Raw genomic sequence first — 21,116 nt, forward strand, 5'->3', positions numbered from 1 at the left:
ACGCGCACAGCACTGGCTCAATGAAAATCGCGCGAGGGCAGCTGCATCTCGCCGAGCAGGTCGCTGAGGTCGTGCAGGTCGCCGGCGATCAGGTGCTCCACGCCGTCCACGCGTTCCCAGCGGCCACGCACGGCCAGCAGGCGCGATTCCAGCAGTGCGCGGCGGCGGCGCAGCGCCAGGTGCGACCAGACGATGACGTTGATCATGCCGTGTTCGTCTTCCAGGGTGACGAAGATGGTGCCCTTGGCCGTGGCCGGGCGCTGGCGCTGGGTGACCAGGCCGGCGACATGCACGCCGCTGCCGTGGCGGCGGCCCTGCAGGTCGCGCAGGCCGAGGATGCGCCGCTGCCGCATCTGCGGGCGCAGCAGCGCCATCGGATGCTGGCGCAGGCTCAGGCCGACCGCGCGATAGTCGGCCAGGATTTCCTCGCCTGCGCGCGGTGCTTCAAACGCCACCTCGCGTTCCTGCGGGCTGCCCGGCAGCAGCGGCCGGCGCGCTTCCACGCCGGCCATCGCCCAGCGCGCGGCGTTGCGGTTGCCCACCATGGCCTGCAAGGCGCCCGCTTCGGCCAAGGCCAGGCGCGCCTTTTCGTCGAGTGCGGCGCGCAGGCACAGATCGCCGATATCGGTGAAGGCCCGCTGCGCGCGTGCGGCGACAATGCGGCTTGCCACCACTTCGGATAACCCGGCGACCTGGCGCATGCCCAGCCGGATCGCCGGTTGTTCGCCAGGGTCCTCGTCGCTGCGCCAGGGCCGGCCACCGACCAGCGTGTTGTCCCACTCGCTGTGCAGCACATCCACCGGCAATACTTCCACGCGCGCGCGCTCGGGACTGCCGTGGCGTGCGTCCTGCACGATCTGGCTGGCCGAGTAGAACCCCATCGGCTGCGCATTGAGCAGCCCGCAGGCGAAGGCCGCCGGCTCGTGGCGCTTGAGCCAGCAGCTGGCGTAGACAAGCTTGGCGAACGAGGCGGCATGGCTTTGCGGGAAGCCGTAGGAACCGAAGCCCTTGATCTGCTCGAAGATCTGGTCGATGAAGGTGGAGGCGTAGCCTTTGCCCTGCATGCGCTCACGCACCCGCGCGCGGTGCTGTTCCATGTCGCCGCCGCGCCGCCAGGCCGCCATCGAGCGGCGCAGATTGTCCGCTTCGCTCTCGGTGTAATCGGCAGCGTGCATCAGCAGTTCCATCACCTGTTCCTGGAACAGCGGCACACCGAGCGTCGGTTTGAGGATGTCCTCCACCTCCGGCGAGGGATAGTTCACCTCCTCGCGGCCCTGCCGCCTGCGCAGATACGGATGCACCATATCGCCCTGGATCGGGCCGGGACGCACGATCGCCACTTCGATCACCAGGTCGTAGAACACCGCAGGCTTGAGCCGCGGCAGCATCGCCATCTGCGCGCGCGATTCGATCTGGAACACGCCCACGGTATCGGCGCGCTGGATCATCCTGTAGGTCGGCGCGTCATCGCCAGGCAGCGTGGCGATGCTGTAATTGCGCCCGCGATGCCCGCGCACCAGCTCCAGCGTCTTGCGGATGCAGGTCAGCATGCCCAGCGCCAGGCAATCGACCTTGAGCAGCTTCATCGTTTCCAGATCGTCCTTGTCCCACTGGATGATGGTGCGGTCGGCCATGGCCGCGTTTTCCACCGGCACCAGCAGCGACAGGGGTTCATCGGAGATGACGAAGCCGCCCACATGCTGGGACAGATGGCGCGGGTGATCGCGCAGGTGCTCGGTCACCGCAAGAATCTTGTTGATCAGCGGGTTGGCCAGATCGAACCCAGCCTCTTCGATGCGCTGTTCCATGGGCGTTTCGCCATTGCCCCAGCCGTAGCAATTGGCCAGCAGCGCGATCTGGTCCGGTGGCAGGCCGAAGGCCTTGGCCACGTCGCGCACGGCGCTCTTGCCGCGATAGCAGATCACCGTCGCCGCCAACGCCGCACGTTCGCGGCCGTACTTGCTGTAGACGTACTGCAGTACCTCCTCGCGGCGTTCGTGCTCGAAATCGACGTCGATGTCCGGTGGTTCGTTGCGTTGTTCGGACAGGAAGCGCGCCATCAACAGACGTGTTTCATCCGGGTTGACCGCGGTGATGCCCAACGCATAGCACACCGCCGAATTGGCCGATGAGCCACGGCCCTGGCAGAGAATCTTCTTCGACCGTGCAAATTGCACCACGTCGTGCACGGTGAGAAAGAACGCCTCGTACTTCTTGTGCGCGATCAGCGCCAGTTCCTTCTCGATGACGGCGCGTACCTTTGCCGGCGTTCCATCCGGCCACCGCTCCCGCATCCCCTGCTCGGTGAGCTGCCGCAGATAACTCGCCGGCGTATGCCCTTGCGGCACCAGCTCGCGCGGATAGGTGTATTCGAGCCTGGAAATATCGAAGCTGCAACGCTGCGCCAGGTCCACGGCGGCCTGCAGCAGCGCATCCGGGTAGATGTTGCCCAAGGCCCGCCGCGTGCGCAGATGGCGCTCGCCGTTGCGGAACAGGTGCGCGCCGCACTCGGCCAACGGCACGCCGTGGCGGATGGCGGTCAAGGTGTCCTGCACGATGCGCTCGCGCCGCTGCGCCATGTGCACATCGCCGCTGGCCAGTGCGGTCATGCCCAGTTGCTGCGCCAGCACCTGCAGGGCAAGCAAGCGCGCCGCATCGTCCTGTTCGCGATGCAGCTCCACCGCCAGGAATGCACGCGCGCCGAACACCTGCTGCAGCCAGGCGCCCTGCCCGGCCTGCGGCTGCGCACCAGGCAACCACACTGCGAACACGCCGGGCTCCACGCCGCGAAACTGCGCCTCCACCTCGGCACGCCCCAATCGATAGGCGCCCTTGCCTGCCGCACGCCGCGCGGTGGTGATCAGCGCGCACAGCTGCGGATAGCCGTGCGCGTTTTCCACCAGCAGGACGAAGCGGGTGCCATCGACCAGGGTGAACTCGCTGCCGACGATCAGGCGCACGCCGGTGGCGCGCGAGGCTTCCAGACCGCGCACGATGCCGGCCAGCGAGCACTCGTCGGTGATCGCCAGGGCGCTGTAGCCGCAGTGTTGCGCACGTGCGAACAACTGCTCGGCGCTGGAGGCGCCCCGCAGGAACGAGAAGTCCGACAGGCAGTGCAGCTCGGCATAGGCGGGCAGCCCATCGGCAACCATGGCATGGGCGATGTCGTCGTTTGCCGCGCGCAAGCGCGCGGCGACCGTCCAGCCGCGCGGCATGCGCCCACCGGGCGTATCGCGGTCCACGCCATCGACGGCATCATCCCAGCTCATGCGCGCACACCGTCAACTTCGCGCTGCCAGCGCATGGATTTTCCAGTGCCCTGCAGGTCGATGCGTTGCCGCGGCCGCTTCGCTGCGCGGCATCGGGCGTCTGCGCCACCGCTGCGGCGACCGGCCCGGCAGGCAGTGCGCCGATGCTGCAAGGGCATGCGGCAGATCATGCAAACCACCCGTGCAGCATCCAGCCATCGACACGGCCTGGTGCGGCAAACACCCAGGCCTGTCGCCCGCGTGCGGTTTCCACCACGTAGTAATCGCGACGCGCCTCGTCATCGTCCCACCAGCCGCTTTCCAGCCGCTCCGGGCCGGAGACGATGCGCAGCTGGGTCTCATGCAGGGGCACCGGTTGCGGCAGCAGCCAGGTCGGGCGTGGCGGACGTGGCGGCGCACCGGTTTCGCGCACCGCATCGCCAATGGCGCGCCGCCAGGCACGTTCCGGCCGCGGGTCGTCGGCCGGCAGCACGCGATACACCGCCTCGTCGCCCAGCCGCGCGCGCAGGCGCTCGCGCAGCTGCGGCCACTCCACCGATTGCTGCGCACGCTGATCGAACAGATCGCGCATGGCCGGCACGAACGGCGGCAGCTGCCGCGCCAGCAGGCGCATCGCCACCACCGGCCGCGGAATCTCCACCCGCTCCAGCCGGTTGCGTGCAAGCTCGAACAACAGCGTCGGCGCACGCTCCGGGGTGAGCAGGCCGATCTCGACATCGGTGGCGCCTTCTTCGTGTTCCAGCCGCAGCAGGAACCGTTGCACGCCGCCATCGCGGATGGACAGGTAGGTGCACAGGTCGCCGATCAGGCGCCGCAGCGGGAACACCAGCGCCGGATGCATTTCCACCTCGTAGCCGAGTTCCACCCGCTGGTCGAAGTGATCCGGTGGCGCGTAACACTCCAGGGGGTCGTCGACCTGGCCGTAGAGCCGGTCCAGATGCTCGAGCAGGCCCGCACCGAACCGCCGGCGCAGCCCATCGCGCGGCAACGCGCGCACCGCCGCCAGCGTGCGCACGCCCATGTGCTGCAGGCGCTCGCCGGCATCGCCCGGCAACGCGGCGCGGCGTACCGGCACCTGGTCCAGCGTGGCGTGCAAGGCCGGCAACTGCGTCACCGCCATGCCATCGCGCAAACCGGCCAGCACGCGCGCGGCGCGCGGTGTCGGTGCCAGGGCAAGCCGGTGCTGGAAGCCCAAGGCCTGCAGTTCGTCGCGCAGCCGACGCTCGAAACGCGGCCACGGCCCGAACAATTGAAAACTGGCGCCGGCCTCCAGCACGATGGCGCGCGACCATTGCTGGCTTACCAGCGAACTGTGCCGGTACGCCCAGGCCGCAAGAAATCGCTGGGTGCGCGCCTCGGCCTGCGCCTCGTAGTCGATGGTGCGCACAGTGGCCATCAGCGCATGGGCCGCCGACAGCCGCATGCCGGCTTTCAGGCCGGCGGCGGACGCCGCTGGATTGACCGAATGCAGGCTGCGCAACTGCGCCGGTCCTTCCACCAGCACCAGCGGTGCGTCAGGCTCTTCCAGGCGCCGAAGGACGGCGTCCAGCGCCAGCTGCGGCAGCAAGATGCAGGCCCACAACATGCGCGCGCCTCAATGCGCCAGCCGCAACGGCTGCGACGGGACCTGCCCGCCGCGGCACTTGCGCACCTGCCAGGCATCGCGCTCGGGCAGAAATTCCAGCCGCAACGCGGCCGGCGATGCATTGACCGCATGCTTGCGATCGCGCAGCGCAAACGCGCAGCAGTTGCCGCTGTCGGCGGCGACTTGCAGCCGCCGCAATGCGCGTGCATCGCCGGTCTGCGGCCAGCCCAGTACCGCCGCGCAGGCGCCGCTGCGCAGGCATTGTTCGAACGCCCACAAGGCATCGCGCGGCTCGGCCTGTACCACTTCCAGATGGTCCAGCACCACCCCGCCCGCCTGCCAGGCCGGCGCATAGGGAATGAACGGTGGCGCCACCAGCACCACCCGGCTGCTGGCGCCGGTCATGCGCGCCAGCGTGGGCAGCAGCAAGGCGATCTCGCCCACCCCGTGGGCGGGCAGCAGCAGCTCGGTCAGTGCCCGCCGCGGCCAGCCGCCATCGGGCAGCAGCGCATCCAGTGCCGCATGCCCGGTGGATTCGCCGCCATGGGCGATGGCGGTGCCATGGCCGGCGCGCCACACCGTGCGTGCGGCCAGCAAGGCGTCCAGCGGCAGGGCGACTGCCGCGTTGCCGTCCTGCCTGATGCGCGCGGACTCCTGGCTCATCTCAACCCTGCCGGATCAGGCCGCAGTACAGCCCTTCGATCGCGAAGTCGGCATCGGCGGCCACCACGATCGGCGCATGCGCGCGGTTGCGCGGCAACAGGCGGATGCGTTCGGCACCGCGCTCCAGCCGCTTGATGGTGATTTCGCCATCCACCCGCGCCACCACGATCTGCCCATCGCGCGCCTCGCTGCTGCGATGCACGCCGACCAGATCACCGTCCAGGATGCCGTCGTCGATCATCGAATCGCCCTGCACCTGCAGCAGATAGTCCGGGCGCAACGAAAACAGCGCACGGTCCAGCCACAGCTGCCGGTCCAGGCCGATATCCGCCCCGATCGGCACGCCGGCCGCCACCCGCCCCAGCACCGGCAAGGCCAGCAATGCATCGCGCGCGGCGCCGCCCGGCATGCGGATGCCCCGCTTCTGGTTGGGCCGCAGCTCGATCAAGCCGGCCTCGGCCAGCGCCTGCACGTGCTTTTGCGCGGCATTGCGCGAGGCGAATCCGAACGCCTGCGCAATCTCGGCCAGGCTGGGCGAGACCCCGGCGCGGGCCTGCTCCTGCAGGAAAGCCAGCACGGCCAGACGTTTGGAAGAGAGAGGTTCCATGGGAGTGCAGCGGCCGAACGGGGCAAGGTGTACATTTGTACACCTGTCGGTCGCAGCAGGCGAGATTGGCCCGTGCAGGTTGCTGAGCGGCTTCAGCCAGGACCGGCCTGCGACCGGCCGGATATGACCCACCGCCGGACCCGGCCGCGCGGGCCGCTGCGCTTGCGACCGGCTTACCGCGCACTCGTCCGTTTGTGGATGGCAACAAGCGCACGGTGGCGGTCGCCGGCGAAACCGTCATCGTGCTCGATGGCACTGCGCTGCCAGCCGACGATCCGGAGCTCTACGCAGCTACATCGGGCTGGCCGCCGGCATGATTGAAGCCCTCGCCTTTGCCGATTGCTTGCGGCCGCCCCTGCAACCCCGGCAGCAGGAGCGGATCCACCCACCTGCGGCGCACTACCGCCGAGGTCGCCGCGCAGGCTCACTCGCAAGAACCTTGCTCTGAAGGATCTCGGAGCGCCGGGACATCGCGCGGGGCCAGGCGCCCTGCCTTCTCGTCGGGCGCACAAGACGGCAGCAGCATCGATCAGCTCTCGCGCGTGCTCGCCGGCCGCTTCCGCGTCGCCGCCGCTTCCTGGCGGCAGCCTTGCGCACGCCAGGACCCCTGGTCTTGGCAGCTTTCTTGGCCGCTACCGGGCGGCTGCTGGAACTGCGTTTGGCCGCTGCACTCCTGGCCTGCCGCGACAGCGCCTGGGTGCCGGCAACCTGCTTGGCGGTGGTCTTCTTGCCGGCCGTCTTCAAGGCCTTCTTGGCGCCTGCCGACCGCGTGGGCGAGGTCTTCCTGGTGGCGTTCTTGGCCGCCTGTTTCGTCGTCTTCTTGGTGGTCTTCTTGATGGCCGACAACGCACTTGCGGTTGAACAGCACGCCGGTGAACAGCATGCCGGTGAACAGCATGCTGCCAGCCTGCATCATCGCGTTGCGTATCAGCCTTCGCCTGCCGGCAATGGCTCGCCCTGCGCATCGTAGGCCGGCGGGTGATAGAAGTTGACCGTCTTCAGCGGCGTGTCACCGGTATTGCGAATCTCGTGCGCCTGGCCACGCTCGATCGCGATCAGGCTGCCGGCCTGCAATGCCTGCGTGTAGCCATCCACGATGGCCTCGCCCGCGCCGTCCACCACGAACAGCCATTGGTCGGCGCCGCGATGGCGATTGTCCGGGCCACCCTCGCGATCGCCCGGTGCCATCACCATTTCCGCCGCCTGTACCTGGCGCAGCGAAAACAGCACCTTGAAGGGGGTGCTCAATTCCAGCGTTGCGTACTGCATGCGCGTGTCTCCTCATCGGTTGCGCCGATGCTGTCGCCGCACACGTCAAGGCGGTGGCAATGCACTTGGCTGTTGGCTGCTGCAATACCAGTCCCAGGTCACATCGGGCAGATGCGCCTGCAGTGGCAGCTCCAGTGCGCGGTAGCCATCCAGCACATCGCGCAGCATCTGTTGCGCTGCGGTGGGCCCGGTGACGCCGTCGAGTTCATCCTGGCTCAACTGCAGCAGCGACCAGTCGTACAGGCGATCGATCCGCTGGGCCATTGCCGCCTGCAGCCAGGCCTGGAGTGCGAACACGCGATACCCCTGCTGCTCCAGCTGCGCCACTGCCACCTCGAGCGCCTGCCCCACACCACGAAACCATTCGGTGTGCCCGCCCGCCGCACTGCGAATCGCCAATGGGGCCGGTGCGTTGTGCTCACCCAGGGGCCGGCGCAGTTGCAGTTCCAGATCCCGCGCATCGCGTTCGCGCTCGGCTTCCACCAGCACGCCGCGCTCCAGGTCGAAGAACGCAAACCAGCGCGGATGCAGGCTGCCGATGCGACCCAGCGGGTCGCGCGAAAAGCCGATCTTGCAATGGTCTTCCCACTGGCACGGGAACACATAGGTGAAGCAGCGGCCGTCGATGGCCACCTTGCCACGGCGCAGTTGCGCGCTCATTGGCCTGCCTTGCGCTGCGCCTGCGACTCACGCGGTTGATGAGCCTCGACCGGCGGCTCCCAACCGAACACGCTGCGCCCGCCATGGCGGTGCGCATCCACGCGTTCCTGCGCGATATACGCCTCCACCGACGGACCGCGTGCGCCGGCCTCCAGCCGACGTGCCTGCGCATCCAGCCGCGCGATGGCCTGCAGCCGCTCCTCGTTGCCGAGCCGGGCCTGCTGCATCGCCTGCTTGAGCACGCCGATGGTGTGATCCAACACGCGCGTGGGCACCGGGAACGGATGCCGGTCCTTGCCGCCGTGGGCAAGCGAAAAGCGCGCCGGGTCGCTGAAACGACACGGGGTACCATGCAACACCTCGGCCACCATCGCCAGCGCACGCACGGTGCGCGCGCCCACGCCCGGCACCTGCAACAGCGCGGTGAAATCGGCGGGGCCGCACTCGGCCGCAGCCGCCAGGCTGGCGTGCAGCCGGCGGGTGATCACGTTTTCGCTGCGCACGTCGTGATGGTCGGGCATGCTCAGATGCGGTTGCTGCGCGGGGTCCCAGCCCTGGCCTGCAAACAGGTCACCGGTGACCGGCGCCTGCGCCACAGCAGGCGCAACCGGTGACTGCGCGGCGTCGATGCGTTGCCACTCACGGGCAAGCCGATCCGGCGGCAGCGTCTGCAACAACGCCACCTGCGCCGCACGCGCGGCAGCGGCGCGCTGGTCGGCCAGGTTGACGATATTGCCCTGCTGTGGTCCGTCGATGGCCGCATGCGGCGCATCCACAAAACTGCCCAGCCCTTCCGACAACCAGTGATAGCGGCGCGCCTGCTTGCGTTGCCCGTTCATGCCCTGCTGCACCACCACCCAGCGCCCGTCGTCGCTGACGATGAAACTGTGCAGATACAGGTCGAAGCCATCCTGCACCGCGACGCTGTCCACCTTGGCCACCAGGCGACTGGCCTGCGCCAGCGCAGCGCCATCCAGCCCGACCCCATCGCCCACCGCAAGCAATTCGGCCGGCGTTGCGCGCGACTGCCGCCCGCGCCCACCGCAGACATGGATGCCGAGTTCGCCGGACAACGGCGTGAGCCCGCGCTTGAGTGCGCCCATCACGCTGGTGGTGATGCCGGAGGAATGCCAGTCCATCCCCATCACCGCGCCAAAGGACTGGAACCAGAACGGATGCGCAAGCCGCCGCAACAACTCATCGCGCCCATAGGTGTGCACGATCGCCTCGCACATCACCGTGCCCAGGCGCGTCATCCGCTCACCCAACCAGCGCGGCACGCGCCCGCCATGCAGCGGAAGATCGGCACTGCCGCCGCGCCGGCTCATTGCAACCTCGTCGTCATCTGCACAGGATACCGAGACCGCCGTCGCACGCCGTGCGACTGGCGTGGACCGCCATAACGCGCAACTGACGAGTTCAGTTCCAGCAGGCCGCTGGCGCCGGCGCGGCGAACGCGGCCCATTGCCATCGCGCAGTGCCGCGCATGTCCGGGCGTCATCCACGTACCGGTGTGAACACCATCACCGCATTGCCTACACCCTGCGTTGACCGTGGCGTGGTCAAGGTGAAGGCCCTCTCAGCCATCGCCACGGGGCTCGCATGAATGCCACTCCCGCCGCAGCCCGTGACACGGCGCCGGCCACCGCGACCACTGCTGCGCCGACCTACCCGGTCAACCTGCGCATCAATGGTCAGCCTTACCAATTGCAGCTCGAAGCCTGGGTCAGCCTGCTCGACCTGTTGCGCGACCGGCTCGACCTCACCGGCACCAAGAAAGGCTGCGACCACGGCCAGTGCGGTGCCTGCACGGTGCTGGTCGATGGGCGCCGCATCAACAGCTGCCTGACGCTTGCGGTCATGCAGGACGGCGCCGAGATCACCACCGTCGAAGGCCTGGCCGACGGTGACCAGTTGCATCCGCTGCAGCGCGCCTTCATCGACAACGATGCCTTCCAGTGCGGCTATTGCACGCCCGGGCAGCTGTGCTCGGCGGTGGGCCTGATCAAGGAAGGCAAGGCGCACGACCGCGACCAGGTGCGCGAACTGATGAGCGGCAACCTGTGCCGCTGCGGTGCCTACCCGCAGATCACCGATGCGGTGATGCAGGTCATGGGCAAGCCCGGCGACAGCAGCGACAGCGCCGCCACGCCGTGGACGCCAGGGACGGTGCCGGCATGATTCCGCTCACCTACACGCGCGCAGACTCCGTCGATGCGGCCCTCACTGCGTTGTCGGTGCGTGGCAGCGACCCGCACCCGGTGCCCGCCGAAGCCCCGGTGCGCCTGATCGCCGGCGGCACCAATCTCACCGACCTGATGAAGCTGCAGCTGATGCGGCCGGGCAGCCTGGTCGACATCAATCGTCTGCCGCTGGCCAGCATCACCAGCCAAGCCGATGGCGGCCTGCGCCTGGGCGCGCTCGCGCGCAATGCCGACACCGCGTATCACCCGGACGTGGAAACGCGTTACCCCCTGTTGAGTGCGGCGATCCTGGCCGGCGCCTCGCCGCAGATCCGCAACATGGCCAGCAATGGCGGCAACCTGCTGCAGCGCACGCGCTGCCTGTATTTCTACGACCACGCCACCCCGTGCAACAAGCGCGAGCCCGGTACCGGCTGCTCGGCCATCGGCGGGCTCACCACCTACAACGCCATCCTCGGCGCCAGCGCGCAGTGCATTGCCACGCATCCGTCGGACATGTGCGTCGCGCTGGCTGCGCTGGACGCGGTGGTGCACGTGCAAGGTCCCGATGGCGAGCGCGACATCCCGTTCGCGCAGTTCCACCGCCTGCCCGGCGAGCACCCGGAACGGGACAGCACGCTGGCCGCGGACGAGTTGATCGTGCATATCGACCTGCCCGATGCGCAGCGCTTCGTCGCGCACAGCGCCTACCTGAAGATCCGCGAGCGGCTGTCGTACGCATTCGCGCTGGTGTCGGTGGCCGCCGCGCTGGACCTGGCCGAGGACGGCAGCATCCGCGAGGTGCGCGTGGCCCTGGGCGGCGTGGCGCACAAGCCCTGGCGCAATCCCGACGCCGAGGCGCAGCTGGTGGGCAAGCCGGCCACGGCCGAGAGCTTCGCCAGCCTGGCCGATGCCTTGCTGGAGGGTGCGCAACCGCAGGGCAACAACGCCTTCAAGCTGCCGCTGGCACGCCGCGCGATCGTGCGTGCCCTGGACGTCGCCCGCGAGGGCACCATCGACAACCGCGGGCGAACCAGCGCGCTGGAGGAAGCGCCATGAACGCACGCAGCACCGATCTCACCGACAACGACCTGAACCCGCCGGTTGCCGACAGCGGCACCGGCTATCGCCCCACCGGCACCGGCGTCACCCGCATCGACGGGCGCGCCAAGGTCACCGGCCAGGCACGCTATGCCGCCGAATGGCCGGTGCCCGACCTGGCCCATGGCGTGGTGGTCAGCAGCAGCATCGCCAAGGGCGAGATCGTCGCCTTCCATCTCGACGCCGCGCGCGCGGTACCCGGCGTGCTGGAGATCGTCACCCACGAAAACCGCCCGCATATGCGTGGCATGGACCTGTTCTACAAGGACATGACCGCACCGGCCGGTTCGCCGTTCCGGCCGTTGTACGACAACAAGATCCTGTACAGCGGCCAGCCGATCGCCCTGGTGGTGGCCGACACCTTCGAGGCGGCGCGCCACGCCGCCCACCTGGTGGAGGTGGAACTGCTGCAGGACCCGCACGACACCAACCTGATGACCAACCTGGACCGTGCGCACAAGCCCAAGGCCATGAAGGCCGGTTTCTCGCCGCCGCCCAAGGACAAGGGCGAGCCGGACACCGCCTTTGCCAATGCCGCTGTCCAGGTACAGGCCGACTACTACAGCGGCGTGGAGCACCACAATCCGATGGAGCTGTTCGCCTCCACGGTGATCCGCGACGCCGATGGCCACTTCACCATCTACGACAAGACCCAGGGCTCGCAGAACAGCCGCTGGTACGTCTCGCACGTGTTCGGCCTGAGCAAGCGCAAGGTCACCGTGCGTAATCCCTACGTGGGCGGTGCCTTCGGCTCCGGGCTGCGCCCGCAGTATCAGTTGCCATTGGCGGTGATGGCCTCGATCCTGCTGGACCGCTCGGTGCGCGTGGTGCTGACGCGGCAACAGATGTTCACCTTCGGCCATCGCCCGGAGACGCTGCAGCGGCTCAAGCTCGGCGCCGATCGCGACGGCCGCCTGCGCGCGATCTGGCACGAGGCCATCGCCGAGACCTCCCGCATCGAGGACTACGTCGAGGTGGTGGTCAACTGGAGCGGGCAGTTGTACGCCTGCGACAACGTGCACCTGGGCTACAACCTGGTGAGCCTGGACCAGTTCAGCCCGATGGACATGCGTGCCCCCGGCGCCGCACACGGCGTGCATGCGCTGGAAGTGGCGATGGACGAGCTGTCCTATGCGCTGGGCATGGATCCGCTGGCGCTGCGCCTGAAGAACTACGCCGAGGTCAACCCCGCCGACGACAAGCCCTACTCCACCAAGGCACTGCGCGCGTGCTACCAGCAAGGCGCCGAGCGTTTCGGCTGGGCGCAGCGCCCGTTGCAGCCGCGCGCACGCAAGGAAGGCAACGAGTGGGTCGGCTGGGGCATGGCCACCGGGCAATGGGATGCGATGCAGATGTTTGCGCGCGCGCATGCGGTGCTGCACGCCGATGGCCGGCTGGTGGTCAGCAGCGCGGCCAGCGATATCGGCACCGGCACTTATACGGTGATGGCGATGATCGCGGCCGAAGCGCTGGGCCTGCCGCTGGAACAGGTCACCTTCCAGCTGGGCGATTCGACGCTGCCGGTGGCACCGATCGAAGGCGGCTCCTCGCATGTGACCACGGTGGGCTCGGCGGTGGATGGTGCCTGCAGGAAACTGCGCGCGCGGCTGCTGCGCCTGGCGCAGGCGTTGCCGAATTCGCGCTTCACCAAGGCCAGGCTGGACGAGGTGGTGTTTGCCGATGGCACGCTGGCCTTGCGCGCCGATGCCGGCACCACCATGGCCCTGACCGAGCTGTTGCGTGCTTCCCAGCTGGAACAGATCGAAGACAAGTTCCTGCTGCTGCCCAATGTGCTCAAGCAGCGCAACTACACCCGCGCCACCCACGGTGCGGTGTTCGTGGAAGCGCGGGTGGACGAGGAGCTCGGCACGGTGCGGGTCACCCGCGTGGTCAGCGCCGTTGCGGCCGGGCGCATCCTCAACCCGATCACCGCGCGCAGCCAGATCGTCGGCGGCGTGGTCTGGGGTATCGGCCAGGCGCTGCACGAACACACCCAGTCCGATCACCGCTTCGGCCGTTTCATGAATCACGATTTTGCGATGTATCACGTCTCGGCCAATGCCGACATCCACGACATCGATGTGATCTTCGCCGACGAGGACGACCGCATCGTCAGCAGCCTGGGTGCCAAGGGCGTGGGCGAGATCGGCCTGGTCGGTGTTTCGGCAGCGATCTGCAATGCGATCTTCCATGCCACCGGCAAGCGCATCCGCAGTACCCCGATGACGCCGGACAAGGTGATGGCGGACTGAGGCGCGCCGTCGCAGGTCGCCATCGCAAGGGAGTGGGCCGACACCGGCACACTCCCGTCGGCCGGCAGGCTGCCATCGCCTTGCGATGGCAGCTGCGCTTTCCCGCACGCCGGCAGTCGGCCTAGCGCTTCTTCAGGATGCTGATGTCGCCGGAGGTTTCCAGGATCGCCAGGTCGATATCGGCATCGTCGCGGCAATCGGCCTTGCGTTTTGCCACCTCGAAGTCGGCATAGCTGACGTTGTGGCGGACCAGTTCCTTCCAGTAGATCTGCCCGCCCCGCGCCAGCAGCGCCGGGGTGCCCTGCACCCAGGTATCGATCCGCCGGCTGCGCGCGGTGGCCATGCCCACCAGCCAGTTCACGACCAGCAAGGTGGCCGCCAGGATCATGCCGCCCAGCAACGAGACGTCTTCGCCGATCAGCGAGTTCTGCACTGCGGTTCCCAGCAGCACGATCAGCAGCACGTCGAACGGCGTGGATTGGCCCAGTGCGCGTTTGCCGGTCAGGCGCGTCAACAGCAGGACCACGCCATAGACCGCGACCGCGCGCAGCACGAACTCCCACCACGGCATGCCCAGGTGCATCATTTCGTAGAAGCGCACGCGTGTGTCCACGTCCAGCATCGTGTGTCCTGACCGCAGTTGATCGATGGCGCACGCTAGTGCGGAAACGGTGAAGGCATCGTGCTGTCGCCCCGCGGCCAGGCGGCACGCTCGGCACGCATCGTGCAGCGCAGCACGGCTTTTGGCCGGCGATCCGTTAGCGTCTGTCCTGGACAGACGGGGATGGCGGGCATGGGGACTGGGATCACGCGTCGCGGCTTGCTGCTGGGAAGCGCCTCGGCAGCGTTGTTGGCACAGGCGCCGGTGGGGTTTGCATTGCCGCGGCGTGCGGCCGGGGCATCGGGCTTTATCGATGGGTTGATCGCGCGCATGAGTGTGGAAGAAAAGGCCGGCCAGCTGACGCTGTCCGGTTCGGCGCAGCAGACCGATGCAGCGGCGGCCGCCAATCCGGTCAACACCGTGCCCACCGCCGAAGGCCAGCTGGCCGCTGCGCGCGCCGGGCGGCTGACCGGCATCTTCAATGGCTCCAATGTGCTGTGGCACCGGCAACTGCAGCAGGCCGCGCTGCAGAGCCGGCTGAAGATTCCGCTGCTGTTTGCCGCCGATGTGATCCACGGATTCACCACGGTGTTTCCGGTGCCGCTGGCCGAGGCCGCCAGCTTCGAGCCGGCGCTGGCGCAACGCACCGCGCGTGCCGCCGCACTGGAGGCCAGTGCAGTCGGCATCGACTGGACCTTCGCACCGATGGTGGATATCGCACGCGATGCGCGCTGGGGGCGCGGCGTGGAAGGCAGCGGCGAAGACGTGCTGCTCGGCCGGCGCTTTGCACAGGCGCGCGTGCGCGGCTTCCAGGGCGAGGGGCTGGATCATGCCGATGCGCTGGCCGCCTGCCCCAAGCATTTTGCCGCCTACGGCGCCGCCGAAGCGGGGCTGGACTACAACACCGTCGACATCTCCGAGCGCAGCCTGCGCGAGGTCTATTTCCCGCCGTTCCAGGCCGCCTTCGATGCCGGCGCAGTGACCACGATGGCGGCGTTCAACGAGATCGCCGGCATCCCTGCCACCGCCAATCGCTGGTTGCTGGGCGAGGTGCTGCGCGGCGAGTGGGACTACCGCGGCCTGGTGGTGTCCGACTACACCGGCGACCTGGAGCTGATCGGGCACGGGGTCGCCAGCGATGCACGCGAGGCAGCCAAGCTGGCGTTCCTGGCCGGCGTGGACATCAGCATGCAGAGCGGGCTGTATCTGCAGCATCTGCCGGCACTGGTGGCCGCCGGCGAAGTGACGATGGCGCAACTGGATGCCTCGGTACGCCGCGTGCTGCAGTTCAAGGCCGACCTGGGGCTGTTCGACGCTCCATTCCTGCGCATCGTGCCGGCACGCGCACAGGCGCGGCAGCGGCGCCCCGAGACACTGGCGCTGGCACGCGAGGCGGCGCGCAAATCCATCGTGCTGCTCAAGAACGACGGCGAGTTGCTGCCGCTGAAGACGCAAGGCCAACGCATCGCGCTGATCGGGCCGATGGCGCGCAACTGGACCGACACCGCCGGCCCATGGACGCTGTTCGGCGGCGACGACAGCGGCAACGACCTGGCCACCGCACTGCGCGCGCGGCTGCGCGACCCGGGCAGCCTGCAGGTGGTGGAAGGCTGCGACTTCGAACATGGCCTGCCCGGCGGCGTGCAGGCGGCCGTCACCGCAGCGGCGTCCGCCGACGTGGCGGTGCTGGCGATCGGCGAGCCGATGCGTTACTCGGGCGAAGCGCAGTCGCGCAGCGAGATCGTCATCCCCTCCGGGCAGCAATCGCTGCTGGCGGCAGTGGCGGCCACCGGCACGCCGGTGGTGGTGGTGCTCAGCAATGGCCGTGCACTGGTGATCGATGGCCCGGTGCTCAAGGCACCGGCGATCCTGGTCAGCTGGTTCCTGGGCTCGGCATCGGGCGCCGCGCTGGCCGACATCCTGTTCGGCGAGCACGGTCCGTCCGGGCGCTTGCCGGTGAGCTTTCCGCATGCATCCGGGCAGCTGCCCTATAGCTATGCGCACAAGCCCAGCGGCCGTGCCGATCCGCGCCCGGATGCCTTGCAACCGTTCAAGACCCGCTACCGCACCGCGCCCAATGCCGCGTTGTTTCCGTTCGGGCATGGGCTGACCTATGGCCGCATCGAATACGCCGAGCTGCGCCTGAGCGATGCACGGCTGGCGGCGAGCGGCAGCCTGCGCATCAGCGCGCGCATCCACAACCGCGGCAGCCGCGATGCCGAGGAAGTGGCGCAGCTCTACATCCGCGACCGCAGCGCCAGCATCACCCGTCCGGTGCGCGAGCTGAAGGATTTCCGCAAGCTGGCAGTGCCGGCAGGCGGCAGCGTCGCGGTGGAGTTCGTGTTGCGCCGCGAAGACCTGCTGTTCATCGGCCAGGCATTGCAGCCCACCGTGGAGCCTGGCGTGTTCGATCTCTGGGTGGCGCCCTCTGCGGAGGCCGAGGGCGTATCTGCGAGTTTTGAACTGATGGGCTGAGTACGAATCGCGCTCCGAATGGCCCGGACAAGCAGATGGATTTGCCGCATGTCCCGCTAGTGGTGAGAGTCCAGCGGCTTCGGCTGACTCAGCTTTTGACTGAATTCACATGCGGCTACGACGTGGCATCCCGGATGTCTTGCCCAGGCGTGGTTGAACAGGTGGGGGGAGATCAGCTGCAGAGCGGCTGATCTGCGGGTTTGCTGCAGACCCTTGCCCGCCCACGCCGGCTCTCGACACCTACGCTGCCACATTCCCAACAGATAAGGCTCTTACGCGGCATCCATGCCGCGTGTCCCGCGACGGTGGGCGGGCAAGGGCCAGGCGAGATGGTCGGTGTGCATGGACGCGCCGTGCATGCCCTACGGCCGTGCGATGCGCCGAGAGGCAGTGCGGTCTGATCGGCGCCCTGCGATGCGAGCAATCTCGCTGCGGTGCCGACATCACTTCACGCGTCAACCAAGACGCGTCTGGCCAACACGTTCCGCCATCGCCAGGACGTTCGCGAAGGGTTACCAGCCACGCTTATTCCCCGCGCAGCACCTGCGCCAGGAACGGCGCGGTGCGGCTGCCACGCTGCCGCGCGACCGCCTCCGGCGCACCGGCCACCACGACGGCGCCACCCGCACCGCCCGCGCCGGGCCCCATGTCCAGCACCCAATCGCTGCTGGCGGCCACGCGCATGTCGTGTTCGACCACGATCACCGTATTGCCGGCCTCCACCAGGCCTTGCAGCTGCCGCATCAAGGTATCCACGTCGGCCGGATGCAGGCCGGTGGTTGGCTCGTCCAGCACGTACACGGTGTCGCGTCGCTGCGCGCGTTGCAGTTCGGTGGCCAGCTTGATGCGCTGCGCCTCGCCACCGGACAGTTCGGTGGCCGGCTGGCCGAGCCGCAGATAGCCCAGCCCCACTTCGCGCAACACCTGCAGCGGGCGCAACACGCTGGCATCGTCGGCAAAGAACGTGGCGGCCTGGTCCACCGTCATCTCCAGCACCTGCGCAATGGTGTGGCCACGCAGCGCGATCTCCAGGGTCTTGGCGTTGTAGCGCGCGCCGTGGCAGGCGGGGCATGGCGCGTAGACGCTGGGCATAAACAGCAGTTCCACGTGCACCGAGCCCTCGCCCTCGCAGGTGGCGCAGCGGCCCTTGGCGACATTGAACGAAAACTGCCCCGGGTCGTAACGGCGGCGGCGCGCGGCCGGTGTGGCCGCGAACAACTTGCGCACCGGATCGAACAGGCCGGTATAGGTGGCCAGATTGGAGCGTGGCGTGCGGCCGATCGGCTTTTGATCCACACGCACCAGGCGCCGCACCTGGTCGAGCCCGCCGACGATCGCGCCGCCCAGCGGCACCTGCGTGCCGCGCTCCAGTGGATCCAGCGTTTCGTCGTCCTCTGCCTGCGCCTGGCCAAGATGGGCGCCCAGCAATTCCACCAACGCCTGGCTCACCAGCGACGACTTGCCCGAGCCGGATACACCGGTCACGGTGGTGAACACCCCCAGCGGCAGGTCCACATCCAGCTCGCGCACATTGTTGCGGGTGATGCCGCGCAGCTGCAGCCAGCCGGTGGCCGCACGCGCATGGCTGTGCACCTGCGGCGGGGTGCCGAACAGGTAGCGGCGCGTGGACGAGGCTTCCACCTGCTCCAGTCCCGCCGGCGGGCCGCTGTACAGCACCTGCCCGCCGTGCACGCCGGCCGCCGGGCCGACATCGACGATCCAGTCGGCGTGGCGGATCACATCCACCTCGTGTTCGACCACGAACACCGAATTGCCGGCCGCCTTGAGCTGATCCAGCGCGCCCAGCAAGGCCTGCGCATCGGCCGGGTGCAGGCCGGCCGATGGCTCGTCCATCACATACACCACGCCGAACAGCTGCGAGCGGATCTGCGTGGCCAGCCGCAGCCGTTGCAGCTCGCCCGGCGACAGCGTCGGCGTGCTGCGCTCCAGGCTGAGATAGCCCAGGCCCAGCGCCTGCACCACGGCAATCCGCGCGCGCAGGTCGGCGGCGATGCGTTGCGCGGCGATCGCCTGTTCCGGATGCATGTCGGCCTGCGTGCGCTTGTGGTTGCGCTTGCGCTGGCCATCGGCAGCTTCGGCAGCCGGGCGCAGCAGGTCGGCCACCTCGTCCAGCGGCCGCCGCGACAGCTCGCCGATGTCCAGGCCGGCGAAGGTCACCGACAGCGCTTCGCGGCGCAGCCGCTTGCCGTCGCACTGCGGGCACTGCGTGCTGACCAGGTACTGGGCCGCGCGCTTTTTCATCTGCGCGCTCTGCGTGGTGGCAAAGGTGTGCAGCACATAGCGCCGCGCACTGGTGAAGGTGCCCATGTAGCTGGGCTCCTCCTTGCGGCGCAGCGCGCGCTTGACCTCGTCCAGGCTGTAGCCGGCATACACCGGCACCACCGGTTGCTCGTCGGTGTAGAGGATCCAGTCGCGGGTCTTCTTCGGCAGCGTGTGCCACGGCAGATCCACGTCGTGGCCGAGCGTGGTGAGGATGTCGCGCAGGTTCTGGCCATGCCAGGCACCGGGCCAGGCGGCCACGGCGCGATCGCGGATGCTCAGCGTGGGATCCAGCACCATGGTCGCTTCGGTCGCATCGTAGATGCGCCCCAGGCCGTGGCAGGTCGGGCAGGCACCGGCGGGGGTATTGGGCGAAAAGCCGTCGGCATAGATGATGGCCTGCCCCGGCGGATAGCTGCCCGCACGCGAATACAGCATGCGCAGGGAATTGGAGATGGTGGTGACGCTGCCCACCGACGAACGCGCACTCGGCGCGCCGCGCGCCTGCTGCAAGGCCACCGCCGGCGGCAGGCCCTCGATGGAATCCACTTCCGGCACGCCCACCTGGTCGATCAGGCGCCGCGCATACGGCGAGATCGAATCCAGGTAACGCCGCTGCGCTTCGGCGAACACGGTACCGAACGCCAGCGACGACTTGCCCGAGCCGGACACCCCGGTGAACACCACCAGCGCATCGCGCGGGATGTCCACGTCCACGTTCTTGAGGTTGTGCTCGCGCGCCCCGCGCACGCGCACCAGGCCGGAGAAAGACGAGATTGCGTTGGACATGACCACCAGACCGACATTCGACAACGCCCTAGCCTAGCGCGGGACGCATGCAGCCGATGTCAGGGGCAACGGCCAATGCTGCGGCGCCTGGCGCTGATCGCCTGGACATGCGTCAATCGAGGGCCCTGCAGCAAACGCGCAGCGTCGAGGGCGCGGCGCCCTTACCGCTTGCGGGACACGCCGTGAATCCGTCCCTGGAGGCTCGGTGGCGGCATCCATGCCGCCACACGGTCCCGCAACCGGCAAGGGCACCGCACCAGACAGTTGGTCGGCGCTCGTTCGGAAAGCTGTTTTTCGTGCGGCGTGCATCAGACGTGCAACCGATGCTTCATGATCGAACGAGACGCATCCAGCACTGCTCTTCCATGCACACCGACCATCTCGACGGGTCCTTGCCCGCTCACCGTCGCGGGACCTTATGCGGCATGGATGCCGCGTAAGAGCCTACAAGGACGTACTTGCGGCGTGTCCCGCGATGGTGGGCGGGCAAGGGCCCTGCAACCAGGCCGCAGCCCTATCACCCAACAACCACGCATTCATTCAAGCTACCTACGCGGCATGGATCCCGCGTAAGCGCCTACAGAGACGTGTTCCGCGATAGCTGGCGGGCAAGGGCTCTGCTGCCAGGTCGCAGATCAGCTGCGCTACAACGCGATCAGCCCAGCGCGTGCGCCGGCACCGGCTGCTCGCCGGTCTCGGCCAGGGCCTGCATGCGTGTCACCACGCCGGTGAACAACCGCGCGGTGGCGGCGTCGCGCGTGCGGAAGATCGCTTCCAGCTCGCCGTAATACCACAGCGTGCCGGCGCGCCCGGCGGTGAACACGTCGAAGATGTCCTGGCCCACGGCCGGGTTTTCCAGGTCCTGCACGATGGTGCGCGCGTTATAGAGCTTGTCGCAGCCGGACACCAGCAAGGCGCGCTCGGGCGTGTTGCGCAGATGGTCCAGATAGGCCAGCTTGCGTTCGCGCCAGTCGCGTTTGCGTGCGCTGTCGGTGTTGTCCACCTCGGCCTTGTCTTCGGCGGTGGCATCGGTGCATGCCATCACGATGTCGGCCACCGCATCGCCGAACTGCGCGCGGATCGAGGCCTCATGGCCGCCGCCGCAATCTTCCACCACATCGTGCAGCAGCCCGGCAATGGCCTGTTCCTCGTCGCCGCCGCATTCCAGCACCAGCGTGGATACGCCCAGCAGGTGGCTCAGATACGGAATCTGCGTGCCCTTGCGGACCTGCCCGGCATGGGCGATGCGCGCGTAATCCACGGCCAGGGCGTAACGTTCGGTGAGAGCGGTCATGGGGCGTCCGATGCGAGCGAGCACGCATTATCGCCGAGCGCGGTGGCGCACCGGGTGAGGATGGCGCGAGGATGCATGTGCCGACTCA

At 68.4% G+C, this 21,116-nt stretch carries 15 protein-coding genes and 1 pseudogene; 5 read left to right on the forward strand and 11 right to left on the reverse strand.

Going from position 1 to position 21,116, the window contains the following annotated elements:
* Nucleotides 1–17: 17 nt before the first annotated feature.
* From C0541_RS09455 to lexA, 4 genes are all read right to left on the reverse strand, one after another.
* Entirely contained in the window at nt 18–3,269 is a 3,252-nt protein-coding gene (locus C0541_RS09455; RefSeq protein ID WP_161959987.1) for an error-prone DNA polymerase, read from the reverse strand.
* Nucleotides 3,270–3,435: 166 nt separating this feature from the next.
* A complete protein-coding gene (locus C0541_RS09460; protein ID WP_115047845.1) occupies nt 3,436–4,854 on the reverse strand; it encodes a Y-family DNA polymerase in 1,419 nt (472 codons plus the stop codon).
* A 9-nt stretch (nt 4,855–4,863) separates the two neighbouring features.
* A complete protein-coding gene (gene imuA / locus C0541_RS09465; protein WP_161959988.1) occupies nt 4,864–5,517 on the reverse strand; it encodes a translesion DNA synthesis-associated protein ImuA in 654 nt (217 codons plus the stop codon).
* A gap of 1 nt (nt 5,518) precedes the next feature.
* Nucleotides 5,519–6,124, reverse strand: coding sequence for a transcriptional repressor LexA (gene lexA / locus C0541_RS09470; RefSeq protein ID WP_115047847.1), 606 nt, complete (start codon nt 6,122–6,124; stop codon nt 5,519–5,521).
* 107 nt (nt 6,125–6,231) lie between these two features.
* Here lexA and C0541_RS21670 point away from each other — a divergent pair, with 107 nt between their 5' ends.
* Nucleotides 6,232–6,441, forward strand: coding sequence for a Fic family protein (locus C0541_RS21670; RefSeq protein WP_429001343.1), 210 nt, complete (start codon nt 6,232–6,234; stop codon nt 6,439–6,441).
* A gap of 212 nt (nt 6,442–6,653) precedes the next feature.
* On the opposite strand, the pseudogene C0541_RS21320 reads toward C0541_RS21670, so the two are convergent.
* From C0541_RS21320 to C0541_RS09495, 4 genes and pseudogenes are all read right to left on the reverse strand, one after another.
* Nucleotides 6,654–6,967: pseudogene (locus C0541_RS21320) on the reverse strand (DNA-binding protein); the annotation flags it as partial.
* 84 nt (nt 6,968–7,051) lie between these two features.
* Nucleotides 7,052–7,393 (reverse strand): cupin domain-containing protein, encoded by a 342-nt coding sequence (locus C0541_RS09485; RefSeq protein WP_115047849.1) that lies wholly within the window; start codon nt 7,391–7,393, stop codon nt 7,052–7,054.
* Nucleotides 7,394–7,438: 45 nt separating this feature from the next.
* Nucleotides 7,439–8,053 carry a GIY-YIG nuclease family protein gene (locus C0541_RS09490; RefSeq protein ID WP_115047851.1) on the reverse strand — a complete coding sequence of 205 codons (615 nt, stop codon included), beginning with the start codon at nt 8,051–8,053 and terminating at the stop codon, nt 7,439–7,441.
* Complete coding sequence (locus C0541_RS09495) at nt 8,050–9,381, reverse strand: DUF763 domain-containing protein (protein ID WP_115047853.1); 1,332 nt, start codon at nt 9,379–9,381, stop codon at nt 8,050–8,052. The genes C0541_RS09490 and C0541_RS09495 overlap by 4 nt, the downstream gene beginning before the upstream one ends.
* 274 nt (nt 9,382–9,655) lie before the next feature.
* Here C0541_RS09495 and C0541_RS09500 point away from each other — a divergent pair, with 274 nt between their 5' ends.
* From C0541_RS09500 to C0541_RS09510, 3 genes are read left to right on the forward strand one after another with little or no spacing between them, the layout of a single operon-like run.
* Nucleotides 9,656–10,234, forward strand: a complete 579-nt coding sequence (locus C0541_RS09500; protein ID WP_115047855.1) for a (2Fe-2S)-binding protein — start codon at nt 9,656–9,658, stop codon at nt 10,232–10,234.
* Nucleotides 10,207–11,295: an FAD binding domain-containing protein gene (locus C0541_RS09505; RefSeq protein ID WP_161959989.1), complete on the forward strand. Its 1,089-nt coding sequence runs from the start codon at nt 10,207–10,209 to the stop codon at nt 11,293–11,295. Before C0541_RS09500 ends, C0541_RS09505 begins: the two co-directional genes overlap by 28 nt.
* Complete coding sequence (locus tag C0541_RS09510) at nt 11,292–13,589, forward strand: xanthine dehydrogenase family protein molybdopterin-binding subunit (protein WP_115047857.1); 2,298 nt, start codon at nt 11,292–11,294, stop codon at nt 13,587–13,589. Before C0541_RS09505 ends, C0541_RS09510 begins: the two co-directional genes overlap by 4 nt.
* A gap of 121 nt (nt 13,590–13,710) precedes the next feature.
* Here C0541_RS09510 and C0541_RS09515 read toward each other — a convergent pair whose 3' ends face one another.
* The gene (locus C0541_RS09515) at nt 13,711–14,211 is read right to left on the reverse strand and encodes a DUF421 domain-containing protein (RefSeq protein WP_115047860.1); all 501 of its coding nucleotides are present in this window, start codon (nt 14,209–14,211) and stop codon (nt 13,711–13,713) included.
* Nucleotides 14,212–14,382: 171 nt separating this feature from the next.
* Here C0541_RS09515 and C0541_RS09520 point away from each other — a divergent pair, with 171 nt between their 5' ends.
* On the forward strand, nt 14,383–16,665 hold the full coding sequence (locus C0541_RS09520) for a glycoside hydrolase family 3 N-terminal domain-containing protein (RefSeq protein ID WP_115047862.1): 2,283 nt from the start codon (nt 14,383–14,385) through the stop codon (nt 16,663–16,665).
* A gap of 525 nt (nt 16,666–17,190) precedes the next feature.
* Here C0541_RS09520 and C0541_RS09525 read toward each other — a convergent pair.
* Nucleotides 17,191–19,734: an excinuclease ABC subunit UvrA gene (locus C0541_RS09525; protein WP_115048193.1), complete on the reverse strand. Its 2,544-nt coding sequence runs from the start codon at nt 19,732–19,734 to the stop codon at nt 17,191–17,193.
* 655 nt (nt 19,735–20,389) lie between these two features.
* Nucleotides 20,390–21,028 (reverse strand): HD domain-containing protein, encoded by a 639-nt coding sequence (locus tag C0541_RS09535; RefSeq protein WP_115047864.1) that lies wholly within the window; start codon nt 21,026–21,028, stop codon nt 20,390–20,392.
* Between the last annotated feature and the right edge of the window lie 88 nt (nt 21,029–21,116).

Source organism: Xanthomonas arboricola, assembly GCF_003353015.1.
GTDB lineage: Bacteria > Pseudomonadota > Gammaproteobacteria > Xanthomonadales > Xanthomonadaceae > Xanthomonas > Xanthomonas arboricola_E.